This window comes from Cellvibrio sp., from assembly GCF_053579595.1.
In genome coordinates, this window is the sequence record NZ_JBRFPI010000044.1 from 1 (window position 1) to 17,387 (window position 17,387).

The following is a 17,387-nucleotide window of genomic DNA, read 5'->3' on the forward strand; positions in this document are numbered from 1 at the left end:
GGTTATGTAGCGTACACTGGAATCTGGGGTGTCTATTTGCCGATGATCGACCAATTGCGTAACGAGCTGGATCTGCTGCACGTGCAGCTGTACAACAACGGCGGTTTGGCAACACCTTATGCGGCGCAAGCTTATCAAGCGGGCACAGTGGATATGATGGTGGCATCTGCGCGTATGTTGATTGAAGGCTTCCCATTGGCCAACGGTACTGCCGGTAACTTCAAGGGCTTGCGTCCTGATCAAGTCGCGCTTGGCTTACCGTCTGGCCCACGCGCTGCCGGTTCGGGCCAAGCGACTACCGCTGATATCAATAAAGCAGTGGATTGTTTGGTGAAACGCACCAATTGCGGTAGCAATACTCCACTGGCTGCCTATGCTGACTTCCGTGGTGTAATGACCTGGTCGATCAACTGGGATGTAAAAGATGGTCGTATCTTTTCGGTACCCGTTGGTAATCATTTGAAAGCGTTGCCTTAACAGATGTTAGTGAGGGCTAGTTCCCTCTCCGTGCAAGACCAAAAACGCCCGCTCTAATCCAGCGGGCGTTTTTATATAAATTTTGGCGCATAAACAATTTTGCATATCCCCTAAATATTTTTATATGTGTTCCTATACACATGTTTTATCTAAAACAATTTTTCGCACAAGTCCCAACTGCTTTCCTGCGCTGACGACGTTGTTTCTCTCGTTAAAAATTATTTAATAAATTATTAAGAGCATATTTATGTCGCCCGGGACTGGTGTTATCAAGCATTACCAGATTGTCACCTGTTTAGGGGAGGGCGGTTTCGGCAAGGTATTTGAAGCTTGGGATAGCAAATTACAGCGCAGTGTGGCGATCAAATGTTTAAAAACGGATGGTTTATTATCCTCCTCTGCTGATTTGATGCGCGAAGCGCGCATGGCTGCATCGCTCAATCACCCCGCATTTGTAAAAATCCATGCGCTGGAAGATGACGACAACAGCCAGGCTATCGTCATGGAGTTGGTTAAAGGTGAAACGCTCAAGCATGTTGTCACTAATAAAAAAGTCGACCTGTCGCAAGCGCTGAATATAGTTCACCAAATTGCCGAAGCAATGCAACAAGCTCACACCATCGGTCTTACCCACGGCGATTTAAAACCGTCTAATGTAATGTTGGAGCCAACCGGTGCTATACGCATTCTGGATTTTGGTTTAGCGAGCAAAGCCGACAATCAGGCAACAACCTCCATGTTGCAACAAGATCCTCAAGGCACCATCGCCTACATGGCACCGGAGCGTTTGCTCGGCGCGCCACTCGCACCGTCAATCGACGTTTATGCGCTTGGCGTAATTTTTTATGAATTACTCAATGGTCATCGCCCTTTTGCTGATCTCAGTGGTTTGGCGCTTGCAGCGGCATTGGTACAATCATCATCCGATCAATGGAATTATTCTGCGGAATTATCAACTTCGTTAATCCATTTGATTCGCTGCATGACTGCCAAGCAATCTGCGCAGCGTTTATCGTCAATGGCGGAAGTGTTGGATCAGTTGGATGTATTTAAAAATGGCACTCTTCTCGAAAATAATTCAGCTCACCCAGAAATTCATATCCCTCCAAAAGCAAAAAATAAATTACCCAAGCAGCTGCGCAATAAGCATTTAAAAAATGCAGTGTTGTTGTCCTTTATAGTGATCGGTTGTGTTGTATTGGGTGGATGGCTAACCCGTAATTTCTTGTGGCGTTTTGAAGAGGTTATTCCACGCTATTCCGAATCACAAGAAATGAAAATGGGGATGGGTGCACTGGAGCAATGGGATAGGCCGGGAAGTTTGGATCAAGCGACTCAGCATTTTAATAATCTTATAGGAAAGAACTCAAAAAATGCGGCTGCGATTGCGGGATTATCAATTACATATAGTCTACGTTATCAAAGTGACGAACAGGATAATATTTGGTTACAAAAAGCAGATGTAGCTGCACAACAAGCTTTATCTCTGAATGATCAGTTAGCATTAAGTCAGGTGGCTAGGGGGATGGTATTAGATCTTCAAGGGAACTCTGAAGCGGCGTTGGAGACGGTGAGTCAAGCAATTGATTTGAATTGAATAAATAAAATTGCCTGGTATGCAAAATTTGAAGCTCTTAAATCGATGGGTCAGTTTAAAGAAGCTAAAAAATTCCTTGAGTCAGGTATAGTACGATTCCCCAAGGAGCGATTATTTGTTGATGCATTGGGGGAAATTTATTATATACAAGGAGATTATGCTGCAGCTGAAAAAGCATTTCGTCATAGCATAAAGTTAGAGCCGGATGCTGTAATTTCCTATGCAAATCTTAATGCAATCTTGTTGCATCAAAATAGAATTGATGAGGCATTGCAAGTAATACAGCAAGGCTTAGAGGTACGCCCCGGCTTTAATCTTTATACCAATCTAGGTAATACCTTATTTATAAGTGGCAACCATATTGCTGCTGCAAAAGCATTTGAGTCTGCGCTAGCTCCAAATAAAGGTAATCCTAATTCTTATATTGGATGGGCTAATTTTGCAGATACTTTACTTTGGATACCAGGTCGGACCGAAGAGGCTCGTAATGCCTATCAACGAGCGAAAGAATTATTGGCTCCTCGATTGGCTCGTACCAAGGACGATGTAACCTTGATGTCACGAATGGGATTGTATTCTGCAAGGACGGGCGATAGAACTACTGCGATAAATTACAGTGTTCAGGCAATGGATTTGGCTCCTGATAATCCAAATGTATATTTTCGTGCCGGACTGGCTTTTGAATTGCTTGGAGATAGGCCGCGTGCGTTAGCGGAGATTGAAAAAGCAAAATCATTGGGTTACCCAATAAATCTTATTGAAGCGGAGCCCGATTTGGTTGCATTGCGGCGCGATGCTTCTTACCGATAAAATTTTCTTTGTTGGAAATTACTTATGACCGATTATATTTTTACAATTAATTTGGAAACGGAAGATCCTAGGCCATCCTATCAGATTTCAGGATTTGAAAGTTTGAATCAAAAATACTTTTGCCTTCCACCAAATGTAATGCCAAAGTGCTTTAGTGAAAACGACACTATTAGTTTCTCCTTAATTGGACGGTTGGTGCTAGATTGTACTTTGTATATAAAACCTTTAAATGAAACGAGCGAGACAGTCCCCTTTAAGGTCATTAAACCAACAGAAACTCTTCCTTTTCCTGCTGAATCATGGCAAATACCGCTGATTCGTGAGCACATACGACAATTAGATAAGGTCATTATTGATAGTGAAGAGGGGGATTGGGATATTACCGTTGCAGGTACTTTTGCAACGGTTTTTTCTATTGATGATGATGGTGGTGGCGTAAAGTTTAATAAAAATAAGCAGCCCTTGGATTATGCTTCTTGGATTGTAATGCCATTCCTTGTTGATCCTGAGGTCGTAGTAGGAAGGAGAAACTAATTTAATATGGTTAAGTTGCGCCTCAGTTTGGAAAAGGAGGCGCCTATTCACATGATTGTGAAAATTTATGTGTGATTAATTCGGCATTGGCGGACTACTAACATTCTCGTCGCTGAAATTCGCCTCAAAATGAGCTTTGGATTTCTCTATGAAAGTCTGGGGCGTCCATTTATCCTTGCTCCGCGCGGCTATAATATTCATTAAATAACTTTATTCGTTCGGTCAGTCCGTTCATTCCACCATTAATTATTTTTGTTATTTTCTTAATATTTTCACTGGACGCGTTATCACAGTATTTCCATATGTCGTGCATGGTGAAAAAATAGTATGCAGACATTAATGGGTATTTCGTGGCGATTAAATCAGGGTGGGCAACAGTGTCTTCACGAATGAAATTAGCAAAGTGTTCATAGTTGCACTTTCCTGTTGGTTGAATATAACCCCGGCCACGATAAGTCCATCCATCCCCTGATTCCTCATCTCCATTTTGTAGTCTTCCAGCGTATACCCGGGATGCGATCCGTATCGGTTGATGTGCATATTCTTTTGCCATGGATTTATCGAAATATTTAGGAAAGGTTGCCATTAACCCCTGCGCGCTATAATTAAGATTTTCTTCTGTTGAGGTGAAATTTCCAGACTCATGAGCACATTGAGTCAAGAAATGGCATAGGTGCAAAGTGTCAGTTAGTTTTGAATATGTGGTGTTATCTTGAATTTGATTGAGCAGATGCTCGGGAACTATTCCCTTTAATGTTTCCGGCTTGATTTGAGTATGAGAGCGTTTTGAGATGGTTAGATTAATTGCTGCTACACATAGCTTTCCCCAAGTTTGTTCGCCAACAATTCCATCGGGACTTAATCCATGAGTGAGTTGCCAGGCTTTAACTTGTGCTTTAGTTTCAAGGCAATAGATGCCCGTTTCCTGCATGTTTAAATGCGCCTGAACTTTTTTGACATTGTCGCCTTGAGATCCGATATTTAGTAACATGAGGGAGCCTTATCTAAGTTTCTATGTCGGATGAGTTTTTGTTATTTTGGAATTACGACTATATTGAAAAATATGATTGCATCCTTGCACGCAAAATTGCTAGGCAGGCTATCTACAAGATATGTAGGTGCCCCTTAAGGGCAATAATTTTAATGCGGACATTGACCTGCAGCTACAGGAAACTGTGTTATTGCAGTGCCATTACCTGCATTAGTAATCACTAAGCGACCGTGATTTTCTCCCGCCGAACCTATTGCGTGATTCAATGGTGCGTCATAACAAACTCTGCCCGTAGCCTGCACTACTCGATTAGTGTGATTTTGCTGAATTTCTGTGCAGAGAGTCTGCTGCGCGGACTGAGTACAGTAAATAGGGTCAAATTGATTTCCGTGAATATTGTTACCTCCATGGCAGTGTGCATTGAATATATGACTCCAGCTTACCGCTGTGACATTACAAGCAGTATCTATTTGTGGTGCTACCGCTATTTTGCTGGATGGGGGTGCATTTTGATGCGTGCTACAAGCGTTAAGGCCTACCAATAACAAAGCAACAAAAAACTTTTTAGCAATGGTTAGTTTCATATTTTTCCTGAGAATTAATGAGTATAGAAAATTTAAGAATATTTAAAGCGTTTTTATGAAATTATTATCAACAGTCAATAAGGAACAAATTTTCCAGAATTATCGTCGTATGAAAAAATCAACGAACGCTTCTCTGAATCAAACAGTAATGGCGTCATGGGTGAAGCAACGCGCGATACGACAGTGTTACTTTTAATATGGCTCTGAATCCAAATGTTGATTACTTTTTTTGGTTTCATACTTGCAGTATGGCTTAACATAACAGGGGTTGCAGATATGGCATTTCCTGCAATTAATTCACCATTTAAACTGGCGTCTTGATATAGGCCAACTGTCATTATTTTTTTCTCGGGATAGCTATTTTTAAGCATAAATATTCCCTCTTCTCCACCATCTTGTGGTGGCCCAATAGCACCATCGGGGCTGAGAGTATATAGCTTTCCGGTACTCGCCCCACTAATGCCAGTGCGTTGAACAATCGGTGCCCCATGACAAAGACTACATGTAGACGCATATATGCCATAGCTTTCAATCCAGGTTAAGGTATTTTTTTGCATCGGTTTAAATACTTGCCAAGCTACATTACTAGAAGAGCTTGAAAATATTTTCCCTACAACAACGCTTGCCTGAGCTTGATAAATAGTAGCCAATTGATCATTGGTAAAATTTATTTCTACTGCATAATTATTATCGTCCATACTGAATCCGCCCTAGTATTAATTTAATAAATCCACTAGGGCATACAATCACCGCCCTAGTGACTTAAATACGTTTTAACCAAATTAATTCGGTAAAAACATTCCGCTTTCTGTGTCATATGCTGTCGATATTGTAGTGACAGCACCGCCAAACTTAAGTATTGACATAGGGGAGTTAACTTTAGTGACCACTGTGTTGCTTTCAATTTCAGAATGCAGCCAAACATAGAGTGTCGTATAAGGCGTCATAACAGCGGTGCTGGCCAGCATTACACCAGCTGCAGAAATAGCATTCCCCGCAATTGCGGTGCCATTAACGGTAGCGTCTTGGTACAAACCTACTGTCATTAAATCTTGTTTGTTGTAGCTGTTTAATAAACTGAATGATCCCGCCTCGCCCCCAGTGTCGGGGTTAGAAATAACACCGCTACCCGTTAAGGTATAAAGTTTATTGCTTGCCGCAGGGATTCCTGTGCTTGATAGTTTTTCGAGCTTTGCTCCACCGGTAACACTCGCAGTTGAAACATAAATACCGTACTGCTCTTCCCAGCTTAGGGTGTTGGCTGTCAGCGGATCAAATGCTTGCCAAGCCACATTGGGTGCACCGCCAGCGGTAGGTTTGGCAACAATAACCTTAGTGTTAGTGCTTGCGATTACATCAAGTTGTTGATTGGTAAATGCCATGCTAAGTGAAAAGTTCATAAAATTCTCTCTAATGTAAATTGTGAAATAAAATGGTTAATAATGAAATAATTGAATCAATAACTGTTTTTCATCGCTATTATTTACTTGATCGATAACTAGGTATTCGCAAATGAAATAATGTCATTAATTTAATTGTGTCGAGTCCTTTAAAAGTAAATTTTCTGGATGGAAGAAGCATAAAACATCTAGTTATTTATGTTTTTGGTCTTCTATAACCATCAGCAATAAACAGCGGTATAAGCGACTCGAATTGGTAATTGCAATGCTTATGCCAAGCTCTAACATTATCAATATTCAATGTTTTAAAGGGTAATTTAGGCTTGCTGATGGTTTTTTACATGTAATTTGCCTTTGCCATGTTTAATTAACACGTAAAATATTGATACTAAAATGCACAGTGAACGCAAGGGATTATGTTAACCAAAGGGTAGGATTTTTTTGTTTAATTTTTTGTCAAAAACTTATAGGCCTTTGTTGAAGACCGAATGGTAGATTGCTTAATCCTTTCGGTTTTCAATAGAGGCTAAAAAAGGAGGCGTAATGGAGGGGGTGTAGCTGCTGAAAGGTTTAATTTTTAGAGGTTATTTACTCCCCAGTCCCCGCAGATGTTTTCGCAGGGCCTCTGCCGGAGTTTTCAATAAAGATGCACAAGCCTGAATGTTATTATTCGAAGCTTGCCATGCTTGTTGAATCTCTCTGACAGAGATTTTTTCAATACGACGGATATTCGGACTTTCATTCATAAGTTTATACATAGACGGCCGCGATATTCCCAAAGCCTGCGCCGCACTTTGAATATTCCATTCATTATCCTCCAGTGCATTTATAACGTCTTCCTCCGTTAATTCATTGAGTTTCTTGCGCGTTTGTTTTTCTGTGGATGATGGAGTTGGAGTTGGAGTTGGAGTTGGAGTTGGAGTTGAGCATGCGTTAGTCGGTTCAGCACTGTAGGTAACCCGTTGCGGCGGTGAATCGATTAGCGATGAAAACGCAGGTGTTTCGTTGTTTGCCATGCCGAGTAGGGCGCGTTTCAAAAAATGGCGTAGCTGGCGAATATTGCCTGGCCAATCATAAAGCGCAAATTGAGTCAGTAACGAGAAGGATAAATTTTTATTGGCGATATTGTTCAGTGATGGCGATTGCATTAAATGCATGATCAATACGCCCAAATCTTCGCGTCGGTTACGCAGTGGTGGCAAATTGATGACAAAGCTTTCCAATCTGCGTAATAGTGCGGGATTAAATCCGCCACCATATAAATCCTGATCGGTAGCAGCAATGATGCGTGCAGTTGTTGTTAAATCTTTGGTTGCTCCCAAAGGGCGATAGTCTTCCGTTTCCAGTACGCGTAATAACATGGGTTGCACGCTCGCTGGTGCGTTGCCTATTTCATCGAGAAATAATGTTGCATCTTCTGCTTCCTGAAAAAAACCATTGCGTGCAGTTTGTGCCCCTGTGTACGCGCCTTTGGCTGCGCCAAATAAATCGGCAGCGGCGAGATCGTCATTGAGTGCGGCCATATTCACATTAACCAATGGTTTATGTTTGCGCAGGCTCAATGAGTGAATCGCCTGCGCCACCACTTCTTTTCCGGTTCCGGTTTCTCCCAAAAGCAGGACGGTTGCGTCAGTTGCGGCAACCTGACGAATGAGGTCACGGACTTTTTGGGTGCTGCTGCCCACGCCGATTAGCCCGTCGATGGCGTTATTTTTCGGCAGGGCAGTTAGCCAATGCAGGCACAAGAGTACCGCACGGCCTAAACCGAGAATGGTGCCGTTGCTAATTTGTTCAGGTTGCAGGTAGTGATTGCCCTGAATTTCCCTGCCATCTAATTCCACCTGCATGCGGCCGGCCGGTACAGTGATGGTTACACCGCCTTGCATGTCAATCGCTAGCTCCAGTGGACTGCGCGATATCCCGCCATGTCCAAGTGGTAGGCCGGGTTGTTCAGGTTTGCAGAACAGAGGGTGATAGCGACTTAGAGAGAGGTTTTGGCCGGTAAAAATCGTCTGCTCCCCAATGCGCTCCAGCTCGGGGTGCCAGAGGATGGTCAGGCAAAGCAGCGGGTTTTCATCCTGCAGGATGCGCGTAACGGGTGAGGTTAGCGTGAGGTCGGCATCGTTCATGGTGCTTCCTTGATATAGCGGAGTTATGTGGGGTAGTTTACAAGACAATCCCGCGGACGATTTTTTATTGATGATAACCTCTGCTATTCTTGCCCATGTGAATTCACCTGACGGATTCATTACTCACGCTTGGCAAGCGGCTCCTCCCTCATAACTCCAATAATCGGACTTTTTTATGCCCACTTTTTTAAGAATGGTTAAGTTGCTGTTGGTTGCGACCTTGGTTCACCTAGTATCCGCCTGCGCGCCCAAAGTAGGCAGCCCGGAGTGGTGTAAATCCATCGAAGAAAAACCCAAAGGCGAGCTCACCATGAATGAGGCTAAGGATTACGCCAAGCACTGCGTGTTCAAATAGGCCTGCAGAGGCCGTTGCATCCTATAATTAGAATCCACAGCCAGAGAGAGCATCCCCTGCCACGAGGGTGATTGGCCGTGCTTACACGAGAAAGGTCTAATGAAAACCAACTTTCTAAATATCCACGACCTGGTCTTGGTCCTCACGGCAGTGGAGTGCTGTGTGTTGGCGGTTTTATTGAATTTGTTGCCTGCCAAACACGTTCAGCCGCGCCGTATCTTGTCCGGATTTTTTCTGCTGATTGCGCTGGTATTAACGACCACTCTGATTGTCTGGAATGGCGATTTAAAAACCACGCCGATTAACCATTCACCTTTTATTATTACGATCTTATCGGCCTGTTTATTGTTGCAGGGGCCGGTGCTCTATTTTTATATGCGCTCGCTCTCACAGAAAGTTGAATTACTGCGCTGGCGAAATTTGGTGCATCTCGTCCCATCATTGATTGCTGCAATTCTTTTAGTTGTGTTTGATATTAATAGTGTGGAGTGGCAGCCTGCGACAGAGTTGGCAGGCGCGGAAAATGCTGCAGTCGCATTTGTGTGGGCGTTGGTAAAATTGTCACCGCTCGGTTACATCATCGCCTGCGTGATTGCCGAATATAAGTTGCGCGATAATTTAAAGCATTTGTATGCCGATATCTCGATGTCGGAATTAAAGCTCGCCGATGTGGTGCTCGCGGGTTTTTGCCTGCATTGGCTTTGGTCGCTACTCGCCTATTTGTTGGAGGGGTGGGTAAGTGCATCGGTGAGTGATACGCTGGGTATTATCGATAACTATCTCACGGTTATGTTGGTGAATGGTTTGTTTGTATTTGGTTTGATCAATACCCGCCAATTACTCAGCGTACATGTAGTGCCAACCGCTAAGCCGGTGCAGCCAACCAAAATGGATCACAAGGTTGAGATCATCGAAAAAGCCATTCATGAAGATAAATTGTTTTTGGAAAGTAACATCAATCTTGAGCGTTTTGCTGAGCAGATAGGGTTAAAGCCGCGCGATATTTCCGCGATTTTAAAAATGCATTACCAATCGAATTTTTTTGAATTTATTAATCGCTACCGTGTAGAAGAAGCCAAACGTTTGTTGGTTCTGCCGGAATTAAAAGACGAAACGATTCTGGAAATTATTTACAAATCCGGCTTCAACAGCCCCTCGGCGTTCCACCGCTTTTTTAAACGCATGGTCGGCGTAACACCAACAGAATACCGGCAGCGTGGTGATATCGCTAATTAACCCGATTGACATTGATTGACCCAAACAAAAAGCCCGTTAGATAGTCTATCTAACGGGCTTTTTGTTTGGGTAAGCTTGATGCTCGATGACTACGGCAACGCAACCGCCTTAAAGCGGGCAACAACCAGCCCGGTGTCATCGCGCAATTCTAATTGGTCGCCATGCACTGTGTAGGCGGCCACTTTCGTCAATGCCTCATTAAAAGCTTGGGTTTGTTCTGCCCCCTCTGCACAAGCCATTTTAGTTCCTGCCATTTCCCCTAGCGTAAGCGTGTCTCCCTCCAACAGGTAGCTGCCCATTAAACGGTTGCAACCATCTGAGCCGGATACGCGGTTTTCTGCATTGAAGGTAATGTGTGGTTCGCGCTGATTATCGGCCACTGTGACTTCAGTGTCGTTGATCAGGACGAGTTTCCAATAAGTGTTGAGCAGCTCGCCATTGGGTGGGCTGGGTGTTTCTGCCGGTGTTACAGCTGTTTCCGGTGAGGCAGCTACAGATGAAGCAGAAGATGTGGGCAAAGAAGAACTTTGTATTGTACTGTTTGGCGCATCATCTTGTTTTGGGCCACAGGCAGTGTTAAGCAATACCACTGTCGATAACATGCCTAAGAATGTCTTGTTCATCGTGAAATTCCTTTGTTAATGGATAGTAAAAAAATATCGCTGTCTTTTTAACCGATAAAATAATTGATGATTAACAACCAAGTAGTCGAATATCTCGATGTATCAGTATAAGTCTGGAGTGTCGGTGTGCTCGGTGCGCTAAAGCACTTTCTGCCAATAACCGACATCAAGCCAGCGCTCAAATTTACGCCCCACTTCGGTAAAGTGCGCAATCTGCTTAAAACCAAAACGCTCATGCAATTTTGCGCTTGGCTCATTGGGAATAGCGATGCACCCTAACAATACATGGCAGCCTTTTGCCTTAAGTTGTGCAATTAATTCTTCATATAACGCACTGCCATAACCTTTTTGAGTTGCATTATGTTTTAAATACACAGTGACTTCTGCGGTGTGTTTATAAGCACTGCGCTCTTTCCATTTGCTCGCATAGGCATAGCCCACTATTTCACCTGCATCCTCACACACTAACCAGGGATAGAGTTGTGTATAAGCAGTAATACGCTCCTGCATTTGCGCAACTGTGAGTTGAATTTCCTCAAAGGTAATTACTGTATGTTCAATGTAGTGATTGTAAATAGCGCAGATGGCGGCGGTGTCGTTGGAGTTGTATGGGCGGATTAGCATGTTTTTTCCTTTAATAAGCAAGAGGAAAGTCGAGAGTACTTACTGTATCGACCTCATTTAATATCGCGCATCACGTTTTATTGCCGGTGCTGATTTGTTACCGGAATTTGTGATAAAGTCAGCGCGCGTTAGTGTGCGGACATTATTAGGCAATAATTTGGATATTTTCCAGAAAAACAGGATTGATTTATGAAAAAGACATTGTTGTCGCTTGGGGTTTTAGGGGTGTTTATTTCCAGTGCGGTTGCCGCACAAGAAAAACCATTGAATTTTTATGCTGGTGTAGGTTACGGAACTGTTGCTGTTCCAGAAGATGATGAAATCAGTTTTTCTGATGCAGATAATGGCTTTATCCAGCTTGGATACAAGCTCTCGGAAAATTTCTCTATTGAGGGGCAATACTCGAAATCAGTCAAGGATGCCAAGGCAACCTATATCGAGGAGGGGATTAATGTCACTGATGAGTGGTGGGAATCAATTCTGGAAATGAATCCTGGTACAACGCTCAACGAAATTCAAGGTGTATTTCCATACGCTGTGATTGACCTTGCAGTAAATATTGATGCAAGTATTGAAACCTCGGCGATTTATGGTGTGTTTCGCTCAAGCGGTGACCTCTATTTTAAAGTGAAAGCGGGTTATCTCTCTGAAAAAACCACCTTGACAATTAAACCATCAGCATTCGATTTTTATGCGGAAGTGTTAGGTAATGCTCCGATCGTTTTTACAGCGGCTGAAGGCGATGAAGAATTCGATGATTTTGGTCAATTGCCCGTCGAAAAAGTTTCTGACAAAGAATCCGATTTTTCCGGTGGCGTTGGTGTTGGCTATAAGTTAACGAATCGGTTTTTTTCCGAGTTGGAATACACCATGCTGAATGATGACTTGGATATGTATTCTTTGAGCATTAATTTCGCTTTCTAAGCGTTATTTTTTCTTCAAAAAGCCAGGTTTATTGCCTGGCTTTTTTGTTAGTGCCCTTTGTATGAAATGATTTAACGTCACATAACAGGTCACGTGAGTTTAGTACCTGTGCATATTCTCCATCCAAATTCGCCAGTGACATCGCATGTACTTCTTGAGCTGTTTTTGCTGCGCCAAAGTAATCAGCCTTTTCAAATGCAAAACAGCCATCTTCAACGATAAAAACTTTAAAGCCCAGTCCGCTCGCTGTTCTTGCAGTGGCCTCAATTGAGTTGTTTGTAGAAGCTCCTATCAAAACAAGCTCGCGTATATTTTTTTGGTCAAGAATTTTTTCAAGATTTGTTGTGAGCATCGCGCAGGGGATATTTTTTTCAATAACCAGCTCGTCGCCCTGCGGTAGAAAGTCCGGTTTGAATTCAAAACCTTGTTGATGTGGCCAAAAAACCGAGTCGGGTTCGCGCGAACGGTGCCTAACGTGAATAACTGTCATTTCTGCAACACGCCATGCATTGAGCAATTTCAGCATGACAGTTGCTGCATCGGGATTGTTTCGCGGTCTGAGTTTCGGGTTATCCAATCCTTGTTGTTGATCGATAATGATGAGTGCGGCGTTGTCAGCGAGCTGCATGGTTTGACCTATTGAACCTAACGACGTTTGGCGCAATTTGCAGAATTGCGCCGCAGTCGCGCCAAAAAATAGCGGGTTATATGCAAATTGTGCCACACCCACTAAATATCTGATCTTCATTCGGGGGTAATTGAAGACCATAGCGTTAACTGAGCAGGCGTAACATCTGTTATCACTCTATGGTAAAAGCCACTATTGGTAACAGTAAAGACACGTTTCCAGCAATTAACCAATCTAATCATTAATAATCGTGCTTAGATTGTCCGCTTTTGGGTAAATTAGCGTATTACATTGATAGGTAACTACAGCAACTGGTAACGGAGATTGGTAATGAAAAAATATGCATTTGCATTAGCAAGTTTATTGATGGCAGGGGCCCAATTTGCGCAGGCGGATGAGTGTAGTTTCACACTCAAAAGCAATGACGCCATGCAGTTCGACCAAAAAGCCATTGTGGTCGCTAAAACCTGCAAAGAATTTACCTTGAATCTGGCGCATACCGGAACGCTGCCTAAAACGGTGATGGGGCATAACTGGGTACTGAGTAAGGCGGATGATGCCAAAGCGGTTGCCAGTGAAGGCATTGCAGCGGGTGTTGATAACCAATACGTCAAGCCGGGCGATGCGCGCGTAATCGCGTTTACCAAGCTGATCGGCGGCGGCGAAACAGCGTCAGTGACCTTTCCTGTGAGTAAGTTGGCTGCAGGCACTGCATACACTTTCTTTTGCTCATTCCCCGGCCATATCGCCATCATGCAAGGCAGTTTGACCCTTGCTCCTTAATTGGTCGTAGCCTGTATGGAGTGAAACGGAATACGGGATTACTTTGATGAACCCCTTATTTCGCCAGGCTCCGTTCGGGCTACTGAATCCAACTTGCCTTAAATCGCGTCCAAGATAAAAATGGCCTACTCACTTGGGGGATTTGGTATGTTGACGTTTATCTGCTGGTTATTATTGTGGGTTATCTGTTGGCCGTTGGCGCTGCTTGCTCTGGTGCTTTGGCCAATTGTCTGGTTGATCTCGATCCCATTCCGGATTCTGGGTATCGCGTTTGATGCGGTATTTGAATTTCTGCGCGCGATTTTGTTTTTACCTTCGCGGATTCTTGGTGGGCGCCGCTAATTATATTCCAATGTAGCCCGTATGGAGTGTAACGGAATACGGGGTATAGTCATGTCGCGCCCATATTCAAAAGCCCCGTATTCCGCTAGGCTCCATACGGGCTACGCAGGTTACAAACTTTTGTGCGCAACGGTATGCGCATTCGCTTCCCAATTCTGTCCATCAAAATTCACAATCTTCACCGTTTTTGGCTGCGGCGTTAAACAGCGCAAATTCACATCGACACCATCGGGGTTAGAGCGGGGAATGTAAAAGGGTTTGATACCGCAGGTTTTGCAAAAAGTGTGTTTGGCTACACCGGTATTGAATGTGTAAGTAGTGATGTTGTCCTCGCCACTGATAAGGCGAAAACTGCGCTGTGGCACAATCAAATGCAAAAATCCCGTCATATTGCAGATTGAACAATTGCAATTTTCAACTTCCACTTCGTCGGGTGCATCCACTTCAAATTGTATTGTGCCGCAATGGCAAGTGCCTTGGTAAATCATTGCAATCTCTCTTGTTTCTCGTTCCCAAGCTTTGTTTGGTAATACCTGTTTTTCAAATTGCCATATGGTGATTCTAACTGGCTAGGTGTGCTCACGCACAGAGGCTTGTTGTAATGCTGTGTAACTTAGGTGTTTTAACTAAACGGCGAGTCACAACATGAGCAGTCAACAAGCGGTAAAGCAAGAAGTCGGTGTTTGGATCGATCATAAAGAAGCATTTGTGTTGTTCAACGGTGATGATAAAACCGATTCGCAATCATCTAATGATAAGCATATTCGTTATTCCGAACATGCTACAGAAGGCGCAAGTCCATCAGAAGACCAGCGCGAAAGGCGCCATGCTAATCGCCTTAATCAATATTACGATGAGGTCATACCGCATTTGAAAGACGCTACGTCTATTTTAATATTTGGCCCCGGCGAAGCAAAAGGCGAATTTAAAAAACGTCTTGAACTCAAGGGCTTTGCTAACCGTATTGTTGGATGCGAGACAGTCGATAACTTGACTGCAAATCAAATGGTTGCAAAGGTTAAAACCTATTTTGCGTAAATAGTACTTTCCATTTCATCCGGCGCTTCAATTTCAACCTGCATAGCGCCGGAATAATAGTTAACTTGATAGGATTTTTTTTCGCTATTTCTTGACCGTAACGGTGGTCTCAAAATTGCTGCGAAATTGGCAGCCATAGGGTTCGGGGTATTTTTGAGCGGGACTTAGTGTTTTATCTACTTCTGATATGTCATAAACATAACGTTTGAATAATCTAGTCAATACCAATTGTTTGTTGTGAATTTTCCATTCAAGTGAATCTATTTCTGCTCCATCTTCCAGGGTGCTTATGTAGATTTTTCCATCACCCATAATGTCCAGAATATAATTTTTGCTGCAGCCAACAGATCCAAGCTCCCAGTCCAATATGCTGCTTTCTTCCAGGAATGTTTTTAAATCACCTACTTGTTGCGTTGAATTGGCGATCACATAGAGGCCAATATTTCCTTTGGTATATCGGTGTGCGCTAATTCCTTCGCCCAAACTAAACAGGCGTGATTCAGGTGCCGGTAAATTTAATGATTTTAAAATCTGTTCAATTTGTTGGTTGATCTGCGTTGAACGAGAGTTGGGTGTGTAAATGATGTAAGCCCCTTCTTTGAGGGGCTGCATTGGCGTTGTCTGTTGATGAGCCTTCAAACCGGCATTGTTTAACGATTGAAGCAGTTGTTGTTGGGTGTGCTGATCAATTCCTGATGTGTAAACATGGATTTTTGTACTGCTACAGGCAGCAATGAATAGCACTGATGTAATTATTAATACTTTCCACATTGTTTATTGTCCTTTGATTTTCGGTGTTGCAGATATAGGCGCATCTGCGCTTTCTATCGCACGGGTACTTCCACACCATGTTCCTTCAAAATTTTCCGCACCTTATCCAGTGGAATAGCCTCAACTGTTTGACCATTGCCAGTCTCCGTGGTCGCCATAAACAGAGCGTTGTAGACCGACTCTTCCACTGCATCCACACTGGCCTGGAACACAGCACTCATTTGCTCATTCGCCAATTCGGTAGTCTGCAGCCGCGCCGCATCAAATTGGCGACGCACCGACTCGGCAGTCGAAAATGCCAATATGTAATCGCCGCTACCGTTGGATGCGGAACTGCCGGTACGCCCCAATCCCATCATGCCGCGTGAGGCCAAGCGCTGCAGATTGCGATCCGATAAGGGCGCATCGGTGGCAATAACAATGATGATTGAACCATCGCCGCGATCATCGGCTAATCCCCGGGTATTTTCCCGCGCAGCGACTGCGTTTTGGAACGCATAACGATCCAGCTCACGCCCCACGGGCGCACCTGCCACCTGCAGTACTCCACCGAAGTTGGCCTGTACCAGCACACCCACCGTAAATCCACCCAAGCTGTCGGGCAGTTTGCGCGATGACGTTCCTATACCTGCTTTCCAGCCGAATGCCGTAGTGCCGGTGCCTGCACCAACGCTACCTTCCTGCACCGGCCCACTCTTCGCGCTTTCCAATGCAGTGCGTACCGCAGCGGCGGTGATCGGGCGTGCGCGGATGTCATTGAGTCTGCCGTCATTAGTCTCGCCCACGACCACATTCAACGAGCGCACCTGCTCCATATCAGGTTGCGCCAGCATCCACTCAACCATGGCATCGGCCGCCTTCCACACGCATAAGGTGCAGGTCAACAAGATCGGGCTTTCCAACTCGCCCAGCTCATTGATCTGGGTGGTGCCGATGAATTTGCCGAAGCCATTGCCTACATGCAGTGCAGCGGGTACCCGTGAGCGGTAGGCATTGCCGGGGTGTGGCAGGATCGCAGTAACACCTGTGCGGACCTTATCGCCTTTCCGCAGCGTCACCTGTCCGACACGGACACCGGCGACATCGGTGATCGCGTTGTTAGTGCCAGGACTGAAGATACCCGGTGCAACACCTAGATCACGTGCTCGTACTCGCGGTTCCTCCTGCGCAGCAGCGTTCAGGACGAAGAGCCCCGTTAACATCACAATCAATCGAAGGAAAAGACGATGCAGTCGGATCGAATGTAAAAAACTGCTTTTATTGCGGATCGAGCCGTTGCAGTTTTTTACTTCATATTTTATTGCGCTGCAATGACAGGTACTTTGATCGATCATTATTAATCCCTTCTGTTTTAATTTATTAACAACACATACCGCGAGCAATTACACACTCTGCGATAAACACGGAGATGTGTAGATTATTCAAAGTAATTATCGGCTGTGAAAAAGTGAGGGGGGAGCCTACCCCAAAAACAAAAACGGCGCTAACAATCGCTTGGTAGCGGCAAAGCTGGGACGCTATTACTAACGTGTAATTAGGCC

General features: G+C 44.2%; 20 protein-coding genes and 1 pseudogene. 10 read left to right on the forward strand and 11 right to left on the reverse strand.

Annotated elements, in window-relative coordinates:
• From ACWA6V_RS04425 to ACWA6V_RS04440, 4 genes and pseudogenes are all read left to right on the forward strand, one after another.
• Positions 1 to 477 (forward strand): annotated as a pseudogene (locus ACWA6V_RS04425) (glycosyl hydrolase); the annotation flags it as partial.
• A 247-nt stretch (positions 478 to 724) separates the two neighbouring features.
• The gene (locus tag ACWA6V_RS04430) at positions 725 to 2,074 is read left to right on the forward strand and encodes a protein kinase domain-containing protein (protein ID WP_449521366.1); all 1,350 of its coding nucleotides are present in this window, start codon (positions 725 to 727) and stop codon (positions 2,072 to 2,074) included.
• Between the two features lie 9 nt (positions 2,075 to 2,083).
• Positions 2,084 to 2,884 (forward strand): tetratricopeptide repeat protein, encoded by an 801-nt coding sequence (locus ACWA6V_RS04435; protein ID WP_449521385.1) that lies wholly within the window; start codon positions 2,084 to 2,086, stop codon positions 2,882 to 2,884.
• A gap of 24 nt (positions 2,885 to 2,908) precedes the next feature.
• A complete protein-coding gene (locus ACWA6V_RS04440; RefSeq protein ID WP_449521367.1) occupies positions 2,909 to 3,418 on the forward strand; it encodes a hypothetical protein in 510 nt (169 codons plus the stop codon).
• 169 nt (positions 3,419 to 3,587) lie between these two features.
• Here the strand turns inward: ACWA6V_RS04440 and ACWA6V_RS04445 are convergent, their stop codons facing one another.
• From ACWA6V_RS04445 to ACWA6V_RS04465, 5 genes are all read right to left on the reverse strand, one after another.
• Positions 3,588 to 4,409, reverse strand: a complete 822-nt coding sequence (locus tag ACWA6V_RS04445) for a peptidoglycan-binding protein (protein ID WP_449521368.1) — start codon at positions 4,407 to 4,409, stop codon at positions 3,588 to 3,590.
• Between the two features lie 149 nt (positions 4,410 to 4,558).
• A complete protein-coding gene (locus ACWA6V_RS04450) occupies positions 4,559 to 4,993 on the reverse strand; it encodes a hypothetical protein (RefSeq protein ID WP_449521369.1) in 435 nt (144 codons plus the stop codon).
• 74 nt (positions 4,994 to 5,067) lie between these two features.
• Positions 5,068 to 5,691 (reverse strand): hypothetical protein, encoded by a 624-nt coding sequence (locus ACWA6V_RS04455; protein ID WP_449521370.1) that lies wholly within the window; start codon positions 5,689 to 5,691, stop codon positions 5,068 to 5,070.
• Positions 5,692 to 5,775: 84 nt separating this feature from the next.
• Positions 5,776 to 6,393 carry a hypothetical protein gene (locus tag ACWA6V_RS04460; protein WP_449521371.1) on the reverse strand — a complete coding sequence of 206 codons (618 nt, stop codon included), beginning with the start codon at positions 6,391 to 6,393 and terminating at the stop codon, positions 5,776 to 5,778.
• A 584-nt stretch (positions 6,394 to 6,977) separates the two neighbouring features.
• On the reverse strand, positions 6,978 to 8,522 hold the full coding sequence (locus tag ACWA6V_RS04465) for a sigma-54-dependent transcriptional regulator (RefSeq protein WP_449521372.1): 1,545 nt from the start codon (positions 8,520 to 8,522) through the stop codon (positions 6,978 to 6,980).
• Positions 8,523 to 8,697: 175 nt separating this feature from the next.
• Here ACWA6V_RS04465 and ACWA6V_RS04470 point away from each other — a divergent pair, with 175 nt between their 5' ends.
• On the forward strand, positions 8,698 to 8,877 hold the full coding sequence (locus ACWA6V_RS04470) for a DUF3012 domain-containing protein (protein WP_449521373.1): 180 nt from the start codon (positions 8,698 to 8,700) through the stop codon (positions 8,875 to 8,877).
• Between the two features lie 99 nt (positions 8,878 to 8,976).
• Entirely contained in the window at positions 8,977 to 10,113 is a 1,137-nt protein-coding gene (locus ACWA6V_RS04475) for a helix-turn-helix domain-containing protein (RefSeq protein WP_449521374.1), read from the forward strand.
• An 89-nt stretch (positions 10,114 to 10,202) separates the two neighbouring features.
• Here the strand turns inward: ACWA6V_RS04475 and ACWA6V_RS04480 are convergent, their stop codons facing one another.
• Both ACWA6V_RS04480 and ACWA6V_RS04485 read right to left on the reverse strand, forming a co-directional pair.
• Complete coding sequence (locus tag ACWA6V_RS04480) at positions 10,203 to 10,736, reverse strand: META domain-containing protein (protein ID WP_449521375.1); 534 nt, start codon at positions 10,734 to 10,736, stop codon at positions 10,203 to 10,205.
• 138 nt (positions 10,737 to 10,874) lie between these two features.
• Positions 10,875 to 11,360 (reverse strand): arsinothricin resistance N-acetyltransferase ArsN1 family B, encoded by a 486-nt coding sequence (locus ACWA6V_RS04485; protein WP_449521376.1) that lies wholly within the window; start codon positions 11,358 to 11,360, stop codon positions 10,875 to 10,877.
• A 189-nt stretch (positions 11,361 to 11,549) separates the two neighbouring features.
• On the opposite strand from ACWA6V_RS04485, the gene ACWA6V_RS04490 reads away from it, so the two are divergent.
• Positions 11,550 to 12,284, forward strand: a complete 735-nt coding sequence (locus ACWA6V_RS04490) for an outer membrane beta-barrel protein (protein ID WP_449521377.1) — start codon at positions 11,550 to 11,552, stop codon at positions 12,282 to 12,284.
• 28 nt (positions 12,285 to 12,312) lie between these two features.
• Here the strand turns inward: ACWA6V_RS04490 and ACWA6V_RS04495 are convergent, their stop codons facing one another.
• A complete protein-coding gene (locus ACWA6V_RS04495; RefSeq protein ID WP_449521378.1) occupies positions 12,313 to 13,032 on the reverse strand; it encodes a cysteine hydrolase family protein in 720 nt (239 codons plus the stop codon).
• Between the two features lie 210 nt (positions 13,033 to 13,242).
• Here ACWA6V_RS04495 and azu point away from each other — a divergent pair, with 210 nt between their 5' ends.
• Positions 13,243 to 13,695 (forward strand): azurin, encoded by a 453-nt coding sequence (azu, locus tag ACWA6V_RS04500; RefSeq protein WP_449521379.1) that lies wholly within the window; start codon positions 13,243 to 13,245, stop codon positions 13,693 to 13,695.
• Between the two features lie 147 nt (positions 13,696 to 13,842).
• A complete protein-coding gene (locus tag ACWA6V_RS04505) occupies positions 13,843 to 14,037 on the forward strand; it encodes a hypothetical protein (RefSeq protein WP_449521380.1) in 195 nt (64 codons plus the stop codon).
• Between the two features lie 110 nt (positions 14,038 to 14,147).
• Here ACWA6V_RS04505 and ACWA6V_RS04510 read toward each other — a convergent pair whose 3' ends face one another.
• The gene (locus tag ACWA6V_RS04510; protein WP_449521381.1) at positions 14,148 to 14,525 is read right to left on the reverse strand and encodes a GFA family protein; all 378 of its coding nucleotides are present in this window, start codon (positions 14,523 to 14,525) and stop codon (positions 14,148 to 14,150) included.
• Between the two features lie 157 nt (positions 14,526 to 14,682).
• Here ACWA6V_RS04510 and ACWA6V_RS04515 point away from each other — a divergent pair, with 157 nt between their 5' ends.
• Complete coding sequence (locus ACWA6V_RS04515; RefSeq protein WP_449521382.1) at positions 14,683 to 15,075, forward strand: hypothetical protein; 393 nt, start codon at positions 14,683 to 14,685, stop codon at positions 15,073 to 15,075.
• Positions 15,076 to 15,159: 84 nt separating this feature from the next.
• On the opposite strand, the gene ACWA6V_RS04520 is transcribed toward ACWA6V_RS04515, so the two are convergent.
• The gene (locus ACWA6V_RS04520; RefSeq protein ID WP_449521383.1) at positions 15,160 to 15,846 is read right to left on the reverse strand and encodes a hypothetical protein; all 687 of its coding nucleotides are present in this window, start codon (positions 15,844 to 15,846) and stop codon (positions 15,160 to 15,162) included.
• A gap of 53 nt (positions 15,847 to 15,899) precedes the next feature.
• Positions 15,900 to 17,180: a DmpA family aminopeptidase gene (locus ACWA6V_RS04525; protein WP_449521384.1), complete on the reverse strand. Its 1,281-nt coding sequence runs from the start codon at positions 17,178 to 17,180 to the stop codon at positions 15,900 to 15,902.
• Positions 17,181 to 17,387: the final 207 nt, after the last annotated feature.

Coding starts and splice junctions, on each gene's coding strand:
- ACWA6V_RS04465 (WP_449521372.1), bottom strand. CDS start 8,522: ATGAACGATGCCGACCTCACGCTAACCTCACCCGTTACGCGCATCCTG.
- ACWA6V_RS04445 (WP_449521368.1), bottom strand. CDS start 4,409: ATGTTACTAAATATCGGATCTCAAGGCGACAATGTCAAAAAAGTTCAG.
- ACWA6V_RS04525 (WP_449521384.1), bottom strand. CDS start 17,180: ATGATCGATCAAAGTACCTGTCATTGCAGCGCAATAAAATATGAAGTA.
- ACWA6V_RS04510 (WP_449521381.1), bottom strand. CDS start 14,525: ATGATTTACCAAGGCACTTGCCATTGCGGCACAATACAATTTGAAGTG.
- ACWA6V_RS04520 (WP_449521383.1), bottom strand. CDS start 15,846: ATGTGGAAAGTATTAATAATTACATCAGTGCTATTCATTGCTGCCTGT.
- ACWA6V_RS04430 (WP_449521366.1), top strand. CDS start 725: ATGTCGCCCGGGACTGGTGTTATCAAGCATTACCAGATTGTCACCTGT.
- ACWA6V_RS04470 (WP_449521373.1), top strand. CDS start 8,698: ATGCCCACTTTTTTAAGAATGGTTAAGTTGCTGTTGGTTGCGACCTTG.
- ACWA6V_RS04515 (WP_449521382.1), top strand. CDS start 14,683: ATGAGCAGTCAACAAGCGGTAAAGCAAGAAGTCGGTGTTTGGATCGAT.
- ACWA6V_RS04450 (WP_449521369.1), bottom strand. CDS start 4,993: ATGAAACTAACCATTGCTAAAAAGTTTTTTGTTGCTTTGTTATTGGTA.
- ACWA6V_RS04455 (WP_449521370.1), bottom strand. CDS start 5,691: ATGGACGATAATAATTATGCAGTAGAAATAAATTTTACCAATGATCAA.
- ACWA6V_RS04460 (WP_449521371.1), bottom strand. CDS start 6,393: ATGAACTTTTCACTTAGCATGGCATTTACCAATCAACAACTTGATGTA.
- ACWA6V_RS04485 (WP_449521376.1), bottom strand. CDS start 11,360: ATGCTAATCCGCCCATACAACTCCAACGACACCGCCGCCATCTGCGCT.
- ACWA6V_RS04490 (WP_449521377.1), top strand. CDS start 11,550: ATGAAAAAGACATTGTTGTCGCTTGGGGTTTTAGGGGTGTTTATTTCC.
- ACWA6V_RS04480 (WP_449521375.1), bottom strand. CDS start 10,736: ATGAACAAGACATTCTTAGGCATGTTATCGACAGTGGTATTGCTTAAC.
- ACWA6V_RS04440 (WP_449521367.1), top strand. CDS start 2,909: ATGACCGATTATATTTTTACAATTAATTTGGAAACGGAAGATCCTAGG.
- ACWA6V_RS04475 (WP_449521374.1), top strand. CDS start 8,977: ATGAAAACCAACTTTCTAAATATCCACGACCTGGTCTTGGTCCTCACG.
- ACWA6V_RS04495 (WP_449521378.1), bottom strand. CDS start 13,032: ATGAAGATCAGATATTTAGTGGGTGTGGCACAATTTGCATATAACCCG.
- azu (WP_449521379.1), top strand. CDS start 13,243: ATGAAAAAATATGCATTTGCATTAGCAAGTTTATTGATGGCAGGGGCC.
- ACWA6V_RS04505 (WP_449521380.1), top strand. CDS start 13,843: ATGTTGACGTTTATCTGCTGGTTATTATTGTGGGTTATCTGTTGGCCG.